This is a genomic window from Microlunatus antarcticus, assembly GCF_014193425.1.
In the GTDB taxonomy this organism is placed as follows: domain Bacteria; phylum Actinomycetota; class Actinomycetes; order Propionibacteriales; family Propionibacteriaceae; genus Microlunatus; species Microlunatus antarcticus.
The window spans coordinates 23,744-32,940 of record NZ_JACHZG010000007.1 but is presented as its reverse complement, the minus strand read 5'-3'; the positions used below and the strand labels follow the sequence as shown (position 1 = coordinate 32,940).

Below are 9,197 nucleotides of genomic sequence, written 5' to 3'. Positions count from 1 at the left end.
TGGCCAGCGCGACCGCCTCGGCCTCGTCCTCGAACCCCAGCACCGCGACCACCGGCCCGAAGACCTCCTCGCGCCACACCGGCTGCTGCGGCGACGTGGCGAGCACGACGGTCGGCGGCACCCAGAAACCCGGGCCGTCGGGAGCGGAACCGGTGAAGGCGACGTCGACCCCGTCGAGATAGCCCTGCACCCGCGCCCGCTGGCCCGCCGAGATCAGCGGGCCCATCTGCGTCGTCTCGGCCCGCGGGTCGCCGACGACGAAGGCGTCGACCGCGGCTTGGAAGCGTTCGAGGAACTCGTCGCGGACCGAGTTCTGCACGAGGATCCGCGACCGGGCGCAGCAGTCCTGCCCGGCGTTGTCGAACACCCCGCCTGGCGCCGCGGCGGCCGCGGCGGCGACGTCGGCGTCCGCGAAGACGACGTTGGCGCTCTTGCCGCCGAGCTCGAGGGTGCAGCGCTTGACCTGCTCGGCGCAGCCGGCGAGCACCTGCTTGCCGACCTTCGTGGACCCGGTGAAGGTCACCTTGCGCACGAGCGGGTGGGTGACGAAGCGCTCGCCGACGACGGGGCCGCGCCCGGGGAGCACGGTGAACACGCCCTCGGGCAGCCCGGCCTCCCGCGCGAGCTCGCCGAGGCGTACGGCCGACAGCGGCGTCAGCTCGGCGGGCTTGAGCACGACGGTGCAGCCGGCGGCCAGTGCGGGGGCGAAGCCCCACGAGGCGATGAGCATGGGGAAGTTCCAGGGGACGATGATGCCGACGACGCCGACCGGCTCATGGAACGTCACGTCCACGCCGCCCGGCACCGGGATCTGCCGACCGAACTGCCGTTCCGGCGTGCCCGCGTAGTACTCGAGGACGCGCGCGACCTGGTCGGCCTCCCACCGCGCGTTGCCGACGGTGTGGCCGGCGTTGCTGATCTCGAGCTCCGCGAGCTCGTCGACGTGGGCCTCGACCACGCGGGCGAACGCCCGCAGCAGCCGCGCGCGGTCGGCGGGGGCGACGTCGCGCCAGGCCGCGAAGGCCGCGTGCGCGCGCTCGATCGCCGCGTCGGTCTGCTCCAGGCTCGCCAGGTCGACGGTGGTGACGACCTGCTCGGTGGCCGGGTCGACGACGTCCCAGCGGTCTTGGGTGGTGGTGCTCACGGTGCGCTCGTCCTCACATGCGTTCGAAGCTGCGGCGCAGCTCCCAGTCGGTCACGGCGGCGTCGAACGCGGTCAGCTCGACCTCGGCCATCCGCGTGTAGTGGTCGACGACCTCGTCGCCGAAGCAGGCCCGCGCGACGGTGGACGAGCGGAACGCGTCGCGTGCGTCGCGCAGCGTCTGCGGCACCTTCGGGAAGTCGGACTCGTACGCGTTCCCGACCAGCGCGGGACCGAGCTCGAGGCCCTCGTCGATCCCGTGCAGCCCGCCGGCGATCATGGCCGCGATCGCGAGGTACGGGTTGACGTCGCCGCCGGGGACGCGGTTCTCGAGCCGCGCGCCCTTGCCGTGACCGACGAGGCGTACGGCGCAGGTGCGGTTGTCCTCGCCCCAGGCGATCGTCGTCGGCGCGAACGACCCGGCGGCGAAGCGCTTGTAGGAGTTGATGTTCGGCGCGTAGAGCAGGGTGAAGTCCGCCATCGTCGCGAGCAGCCCGGCGATGAACGACTCGTACTCCGGGGTCCTTCCCTCGCTCCCGGAGCCTGTCGAAGGGCCCCAGAACGTCGTCGACCCGTCGGCGCCGCGCAGGGACAGGTGGATGTGGCACGAGCTGCCCTCGCGCTCGTCGTACTTGGCCATGAAGGTCAGCGACTGGCCCCGGTTCGCGGCGATCTGCTTGGCCGCGGTCTTGTAGACGGCGTGGTTGTCGGCGGTGGTGAGGGCGTCGGCGTAGAGGAAGCCGATCTCGTGCTGGCCGAGGTTGCACTCGCCCTTGGCCGACTCGACGTCCATGCCCGCGCCGTACATGGCGTTGCGGATCTCGCGCAGCAGCGGCTCGGCCCGGGCGCCGCCGAGGATCGAGTAGTCGACGTTGTACTGGTTGACCGGGACCAGCCCGCGGTAGTTCGCGTTCCAGGCGTCCTCGTACGACGTCTGGAACGCGATGAACTCCAGCTCCGTCCCGGCCAGCGCGACCAGGCCGCGCTCGGCCAGCCGGTCGAGCTGCGTCGTCAGCATCGTGCGCGGCGACTGCGGCACGGGGGAGTGGTCGAGCTGGACGAGGTCGCACTGCACCATCGCGGCGCCCGGCTCGTACGGCAGGCGGCGCAGCGTCGCGAGGTCGAGGGCGAACTCGAGGTCGCCGTACCCCGACTCCCACGAGGTGAGCGCGTAGCCGGAGACCGTGTTCATGTCGACGTCGACGGCGAGCAGGTAGTTGCAGCCCTCGGTGCCGGACTCCACGACGTGGTCGAGGAAGTACGCGGCGTGCATGCGCTTGCCCTGGAGCCGGCCCTGCATGTCGGTCAGCGCGACCACGACGGTGTCGATGGCGCCGCTGGCCACCTCGGCGCGCAGGGCGTCGACGGTGAGGTAGCGGTCGTTCGGTGCCTGCCTGGTGGACGTGCTCATGCGGATCCCCTCATCTGATCAACCCTCGCAGCAGCGCCGCCGTGTCGTCGCAGTGCTCCTCCATCGCCTGGCGCGCCGGCTCGGGCCGACCCGCCTCGACCGCGGCGACGATCGCCGCGTGCTGCGCGCTGGAGTGCTCGATGTTCACGGGCAGGACCGGGATCGCGAGCAGCATCTCGTGCACCGCGGCCTGGACCCGTGTCACCGCTTCGACCAGAGAGGCCGAACCGCTGAGGGCGGCCAGGACCAGGTGCAGCCGGGCGTCGGCCTGGCGGTGCTCCGCGGGACCCGCGGCCGTACGGACCTCGTCGTGGGCGGCGTGCAGCGCGTCGAGGTCGGCCGTGGTCAGCGGCGTCGAGGCCGCGACGAAGCACGCACCGGGCTCCACCACGCGGCGGAAGACGAGCGCGTCGAGCAGCTCGGGTCGTCGCGCCTCCGCGGCGGCCGGCTCGCTCCCGGGCACGGCCGGCTCGCGGTCGACGACGGTCCCGCCGCCGCGCCCGCGCGTGGTGCGCACCATGCCGGCCGAGCGCAGCGCCCCGATCGCCTCCCGCACCGTCGCCCGGGACACCCCGAGCAGGCCGGCGAGCTCGCGCTCGGGGGGCAGCGTGCTCCCGTACGGGTAGACGCCGAGCCGGATCGCCGTGGCCAGGCGCTCCACGCAGCCCTCGAAGGCGTGCCGGCCGGTGCCCCCGGACGGGGCGAGGAGGTCGGGACCCAGGTCGAGCAGGTCGCTCACCTGGTGCCCGGTGTCGAACCGGCGCTGCTGCCGCTGCTCGCGGCGGCGGGCGGCTCGGCCTCGGCGACGGGCGGGCTGTTCATGAAGCTCTTCTTGCCCTTCACGTGCCAGCTGACGAACGCGAACGCGAGCACCACGAGCACGGCGACCGGCGCGTAGTTGAACGTGCTGACGTCGACGGGAGAAACCGGCGGCAGGACGAAGAGGATGCAGATGATCACGACCCAGACGACCGCGACCCAGCCGATCAGCCCGCTCCACCGCCCGAGGTTCCAGGGGCCGGGCGTGAAGTCGCGGTTCAGCCGGCGCAGCAGCACGGGGATGACGTAGGCGATGTAGAGCCCGATGACGGCGATCGAGGTGACCGCGAAGTACGCCGTCGAGCTGACCAGCGCGGGCGAGGCCAGGATGATCGACAGCACCACGCAGAGCCAGATCGAGTTGGTCGGCGTGCCCGTGCGCGGGTTGACCTTGGCCCAGATCCGCGAGCCCGGCAGCGCGTTGTCGCGGGAGAACGCGTACGACATCCGCGAGTTGGCGGTGACCGACGCCATGCCGCAGAAGAACTGGGCGACGCAGACGATGAAGAGCAGGAACTTGGCCACGCCGGGGCTGTTCAGGGAGTCGAGGAAGATCTGCGCCGGCGGCAGCCCGGTGGCCGACTCCGAGAGCTTGGCCAGGCCCTCCTCGCTGCGGTCCGTGATCGCCGCGGTGATCGAGTAGAGCAGGATGAAGCCGCCGATGACCGACACCAGCACGCTGGTGACGATGCCCCGCGGGGCGGCCTTGGCCGCGTTCTTGGTCTCCTCCGCCACGTGGGCCGAGGCGTCGTAGCCCGTGTAGGTGTACTGCGCCATCAGCAGGCCGAGCAGGAAGACGTAGGGCGTGAAGGCCCAGCCGGTCTCGTTGTGGAAGCCGGTGAGGGTCCAGGACACCGACTGGTGCTTCTCCGGGAGGATCCACAGGGCGCCGACGATGATCAGGACGCCGCCGACGTGCCACCAGGCGGAGACGCTGGACAGCAGGCTGACGAGGTTGACGCCGAAGACGTTGAGCAGGGCGTGGACGACGATGATGATCACGAAAAGCCCGAAGGTCAGCGGAGCGGTGGCCTCGACGCCCCAGACCAGGTTCATGAACGCCATCCACGTCGTGGCGCACCCGAAGTCGATCGCCGCGGTGACGGCCACCTCGCCGAGGAAGTTGAACCAGCCGGTGAACCACGCCCACTCGCGTCGGTTGCGCTTCGCCAGCCGACCGGCCCAGAAGTACAGGCCGCCGGCGGTCGGGTAGCGGGAGCAGACCTCGGCCATCGCGGCGGCGACCGCAAGGACCAGGACCCCGACGATCAGCCAGCCGAGGACGAGGGTGGACGGTCCGCCCGAGCGGAGGGCGATCCCGTACGAGGTGATGCAGCCGGCCAGGATCGAGATGATCGAGAACGAGACGGCGAAGTTCGAGAAGCCCGACATCCCGCGGTGGAGCTCTTGGGTGTAGCCGAGCTCGGCCAGCGCCTTCGCGTCCTCGTCGAGGACGGCGTCGAGGGGAGGGTCGACCTGCTTCTCGCTGGGTGTGCTCGTCATGGGCAGCTCGTTCCGCGCGGCGGGATGGTGCCCGTGATCTTGTCGGAGGTCGAGCGCTCGCGTCAATGGTCAGACCTCAGACCATTGATCGCCAGCCGTCCTGGGTCGCCGTAGAACTTCTGGGCGGTTGACGACACCAGAGGTCGTCAACCGCACAGAAGTTCGGGCGGGGGAGCCCTACGCCGACAGCTCGCCCACCAGCGCCTCGCTGAACGCGGGGATGTCGTCGGGGTTGCGGCTGGTGATCAGGACCCAGCCGTTCGCGGGGCAGCGGAACACCTGCTCGTCGCGCCAGGTGCCGCCGGCGTTGCGGACGTCGGTCTTCAGCGACGGCCAGCTGGCCAGCGTCTTGCCGCGGAGCACGTCGGCCTCGACCAGCGTCCACGGGCCGTGGCAGATCGCCCCGACCGGCTTGCCGGCCCCGACGAACGCGGAGACGAAGCCGACCGCGTCCTCGTCCAGCCGGAGGGCGTCCGGGTTGGTCGTGCCGCCGGGCAGGACCAGCAGGTCGTAGTCGGCCGGGTCCGCGTCGGCCACGGCGAGGTCGGCCTCGAAGGTGTCCGCCTTCTCGACGTCGTTCTCGAACGCCTGGATCGTCCCGCGCTCCGGCGCGATCAGGACGACGGTCGCGCCGGCCTTCGTCAGGGCGTCGCGCGGTCCGGTCAGCTCGACCTGCTCCACGCCCGCGTTCGCCATCAGGAACGCCACGGTGCGTCCGGTCAGCTCGTCTGCCATCTCGGTCCTCTCGTCGGTAGGTCATCCACGGTAATAGGTCGCGCACGACCGACCGGGGCGGTTGCCCCACCCGGCAGCGGGGCCCCTTAGCCTGACCGGGTGACCGACGACGTCCAGCGGTTCCGTGCTGCCCATGTCGTCACGCCCGCCGGCGTCGTCGACGACGCCGTGGTCGAGGTGCGGGGCGACCGGGTGTCCGCGGTGCACCCCAACAACGGCGACGAGCGCGCCGAACGGCTCGGCGGCTGGGTCGTCCCCGGCTTCGTCGACACCCACGTGCACGGCGGCGGTGGGCACGACTACGCCTCCGGCGACGCTGACGCGATCCTCGCCGGCCTCGACTTCCACGCCCGGAACGGCACCACCACGAGCTTCGCCAGCCTGGTCACCGCCTCGCTGGACGACCTCGCCGCCCAGCTGGACGTGCTCGCCGACCTCGTCGACGACGGCCACCTGGCCGGGGTGCACCTCGAGGGACCGTTCCTCTCGGTCGAGCAGCCCGGCGCCCACCAGCAGGACCTCCTGCGTGCCCCCGGCCCGGCCACCGTGGACCGCCTCGTCGAGGCGGGCCGCGGCACCCTGCGGCTGGTGACCCTGGCCCCCGAGCTCCCCGGCGGGCTCGACGCCGTACGCCGCTTCGTGGCGTCCGGCGTCCGGGTCGCGGTCGGGCACACGGCGGCGGACGACGCCATGGTCGCCCGCGCGCTCGACGCCGGTGCGGACGTCGGCACCCACGTCTTCAACGCCATGACGCCGATCCACCACCGCCGACCGGGTCCGGTGCCGCGCCTGCTGACCGACCCCCGGGTGGCCGCGGAGCTCATCGCCGACGGGTTCCACGTCGCCGAGGAGGTGCTCCGCATGGCGCTCGCCGCCGCCGGGCCGGACGGGGTCGTCCTGGTCACCGACGCGATGGTGGCCGCCGGCATGCCCGACGGCCCGTACCGCCTCGGCGCCCTCGACGTCCGCGTCGTCGACGGCCAGGCCCGGCTCCTGACCGACGACGGCACGCCCGGGTCGATCGCCGGCTCGACGCTGACGACCGCCCGCGCCTTCGCGCTGGTCGCGGCGATCACGGGCGACCTGGCCGCGACCGCGCGGTTCGCCTCGACCAACGCGGCCCGGCACTACGGGCTCGACGCCGGGACCGTGGAGGCGGGCGGGCCGGCCGACCTGTGCCTGGTCGACGACCGGGGCACGTTGCAGCGGGTCATGCGCCGCGGCCGGTGGCTCGAGGCCGCGTGACCACGCCCGTACGCGCCGACGTCCGGGCCGCGCTCGCCGCTCCCGACCTGGCCCGGCGGCTGGACGCGCTGGGGTTCGACCCCGGCGACGCGACGGAGGTGCGGGCCGCGGCGGCGGCCGCGCTCGACCGCCCCGACGAGCTGACGACCATCACCACCGCCGCCGACCGGCTCGTGGACCGCGTCGGGGTGCTGCCGCCCAGCGACAGCGGCCCGGTCTGGGCGGGCCTCGACCTCGACGCCGACGGGGTCCTGCCGCTGCTCGCGCTGCTCGTGACCGCACCGTCGGTCGCCGCCTTCCACGCCGCGCGGGGCGTCCCGGCCGACGTCTCCGCGGCCACCCTCGCCGACCTCGGGCAGCAGACCCGGGTGCACCGGCTGGTGCACGGCAGCTTCGGGCTCGCGACGTACGGGTGGGAGGCCGGCTGGGTCTGGTCGGGCGCCCTCTACCGCCTCGGGCGGCTGCAGTTCGACCTCGAGCGGCAGCGCACCGTCGACGGGACGGGGGAGGAGTGGGTCCTCTCGACCCACATCCCGCGCGGTGACGGGCTGACGGCGGCCGACGTGGAGGCCTCGTTCGCCGCGGCGCTGCCCTTCTTCGCCGCCCACTTCCCCGAGCACCCGGTGCAGGGCGTCCACTGCCACAGCTGGATGCTCGACCCCCGCCTGCCGGAGCTGCTGCCCGGATCCAACCTGGCCGCCTTCCAGCAGCGCTGGCGGATCTACGGCGAGCCCGCGGTCGGCGACGACGACGCGCTGTTCTTCGGCTTCGCGCGGGCCGGCACCTTCGCCGCCACCGACCTCGCGACGCTGACGCCGACGTCCGGCCTGCAGCGGGCCGTGCTGGCGGTCTGGCGGGCGGGGGAGCACTGGCACGCGCCCGAGGGGCGGCTCGTCCGATGACCGACGGCGTGGACGTGCTGCCCACGCTCCTGCCCGGCTTCACCGGGACCACGCTCCCGGACTGGGTCCGGCGGCGGCTGCGTGGCGGCCTCGGCGGTGTCTGCCTCTTCGCCCGGAACATCGCCGACCACGCGCAGCTCGCCGCGCTGAACGCCGAGATCCTCGACGCCAACCCGCGCGCGGTCATCGCCCTCGACGAGGAGGGCGGCGACGTCACCCGGCTCTTCGCCGACGTCGGCTCGCCCTATCCCGGCAACGCCGTGCTCGGCCGGCTGGACGACCTCGAGCTGACCGAGGCGGTCGGCGCGGACGTCGGCTGGGCGCTGCGCAGGACGGGCTGCACGCTGACCTTCGCCCCCGACGTCGACGTCAACGACGACCCCGACAACCCGGTCATCGGCGTCCGCAGCTTCGGCGCGGAGGCCGACCTCGTGGCCCGCCACGGCGCGGCGTGGACGCGCGGGGTGCAGAGCACCGGGATCGGTGCGACGGCCAAGCACTTCCCCGGGCACGGGGACACGGCGACCGACTCGCACCTGGCGCTGCCGGTGGTCGACCGCTCGCCCGACGAGCTGCGGGCCCGGGAGCTGGTGCCGTTCACCGCGGCGGTCGAGGCCGGGACGGTCGCGGTCATGACGTCGCACCTGCTGTTCCCGCAGGTCGACCCGGCCGCGGCGGCGACGTTCAGCCGGGCGATCTCCACCGGGCTGCTGCGCGAGGAGCTCGGCTTCACCGGTGTGCTCGTCACCGACGCGCTCGACATGGCCGGCGCCACCCACCCGGGCGGGACGCCGGAGAGCGCGGTCCGCGCGCTGGCCGCCGGCTGCGACCTGCTGTGCCTGGGCAACGACAACACCGACGAGCAGGTCGAGGCGATCGTCCGGGCCGTGCGGGCGGCGGTCGCCGACGGGTCCCTGCCCGCCGGGCGCGTTCCGGAGGCCGCCGGGCGGGTCCACGCCATGGCCGACGCGCTGACCGCGTCGCGGGCGGCGCACCCGGTCCCCGAGGTCGTCCCCGCCCTCCCGCTCGACGACGTCGACCTCGCGGGCACCTTCGACCACGGCCGGCGCGCGATCGACTGGCGTCGGCGGGCGACCGACGGCTTCACCGTCGTCCGGCTCGAGGACCGGCCGAACATCGCCGTCGGCGTCGTCCCGTGGGGTCCCGACCTCGCCGACCACGGCGAGGTGGTCGTGCACCCCGGCGACGCGCTCGACCTCGACGTCCTCGGGACGCGGCCGGTCCTGGTCCTGGGCCGGGACGTCCACCGTCACCCCGAGGCCCGGGCGACCGTCGACCGCCTCCGTACGACCCACGACGTGCTGGTCGTCGACCTCGGCTGGCCCTCGCCCGACCGCGCGTACGCCGACGTCGCCACGTTCGGCGCCTCCCGCCGGGTCGGGCGGGCCCTCCTGAGCTGGATCGACGCGGGCTGAGCGGG

At 73.5% G+C, this 9,197-nt stretch carries 8 protein-coding genes; 3 read left to right on the top strand and 5 right to left on the bottom strand.

The window, feature by feature from the left end; genetic code table 11:
- The 5 genes from FHX39_RS19515 to FHX39_RS19495 all read right to left on the bottom strand — a co-directional run.
- Positions 1 to 1,144: aldehyde dehydrogenase family protein (locus tag FHX39_RS19515; RefSeq protein ID WP_183342373.1), on the bottom strand; the 1,144-nt coding region annotated here is incomplete at its 3' end.
- Between the two features lie 13 nt (positions 1,145 to 1,157).
- The gene (locus FHX39_RS19510; RefSeq protein ID WP_183342370.1) at positions 1,158 to 2,552 is read right to left on the bottom strand and encodes a glutamine synthetase family protein; all 1,395 of its coding nucleotides are present in this window, start codon (positions 2,550 to 2,552) and stop codon (positions 1,158 to 1,160) included.
- 10 nt (positions 2,553 to 2,562) lie between these two features.
- Positions 2,563 to 3,291 carry a FadR/GntR family transcriptional regulator gene (locus tag FHX39_RS19505; RefSeq protein WP_183342368.1) on the bottom strand — a complete coding sequence of 243 codons (729 nt, stop codon included), beginning with the start codon at positions 3,289 to 3,291 and terminating at the stop codon, positions 2,563 to 2,565.
- Entirely contained in the window at positions 3,288 to 4,874 is a 1,587-nt protein-coding gene (locus FHX39_RS19500) for an amino acid permease (RefSeq protein WP_183342366.1), read from the bottom strand. Before FHX39_RS19500 ends, FHX39_RS19505 begins: the two co-directional genes overlap by 4 nt.
- Before the next feature lie 177 nt (positions 4,875 to 5,051).
- Positions 5,052 to 5,609, bottom strand: coding sequence for a type 1 glutamine amidotransferase domain-containing protein (locus FHX39_RS19495; RefSeq protein ID WP_183342364.1), 558 nt, complete (start codon positions 5,607 to 5,609; stop codon positions 5,052 to 5,054).
- Positions 5,610 to 5,708: 99 nt separating this feature from the next.
- Here FHX39_RS19495 and FHX39_RS19490 point away from each other — a divergent pair, with 99 nt between their 5' ends.
- From FHX39_RS19490 to FHX39_RS19480, 3 genes are read left to right on the top strand one after another with little or no spacing between them, the layout of a single operon-like run.
- A complete protein-coding gene (locus tag FHX39_RS19490; RefSeq protein ID WP_183342362.1) occupies positions 5,709 to 6,854 on the top strand; it encodes an N-acetylglucosamine-6-phosphate deacetylase in 1,146 nt (381 codons plus the stop codon).
- The gene (locus FHX39_RS19485; RefSeq protein ID WP_183342360.1) at positions 6,851 to 7,756 is read left to right on the top strand and encodes an acyltransferase domain-containing protein; all 906 of its coding nucleotides are present in this window, start codon (positions 6,851 to 6,853) and stop codon (positions 7,754 to 7,756) included. Before FHX39_RS19490 ends, FHX39_RS19485 begins: the two co-directional genes overlap by 4 nt.
- Positions 7,753 to 9,192: a glycoside hydrolase family 3 N-terminal domain-containing protein gene (locus tag FHX39_RS19480; RefSeq protein ID WP_183342358.1), complete on the top strand. Its 1,440-nt coding sequence runs from the start codon at positions 7,753 to 7,755 to the stop codon at positions 9,190 to 9,192. The genes FHX39_RS19485 and FHX39_RS19480 overlap by 4 nt, the downstream gene beginning before the upstream one ends.
- Positions 9,193 to 9,197 lie beyond the last annotated feature (5 nt).

Excerpts from the sequence above, each read along its gene's own strand:
- FHX39_RS19495 (WP_183342364.1), bottom strand. The coding sequence starts at position 5,609 with ATGGCAGACGAGCTGACCGGACGCACCGTGGCGTTCCTGATGGCGAAC.
- FHX39_RS19480 (WP_183342358.1), top strand. The coding sequence starts at position 7,753 with ATGACCGACGGCGTGGACGTGCTGCCCACGCTCCTGCCCGGCTTCACC.
- FHX39_RS19500 (WP_183342366.1), bottom strand. The coding sequence starts at position 4,874 with ATGACGAGCACACCCAGCGAGAAGCAGGTCGACCCTCCCCTCGACGCC.
- FHX39_RS19510 (WP_183342370.1), bottom strand. The coding sequence starts at position 2,552 with ATGAGCACGTCCACCAGGCAGGCACCGAACGACCGCTACCTCACCGTC.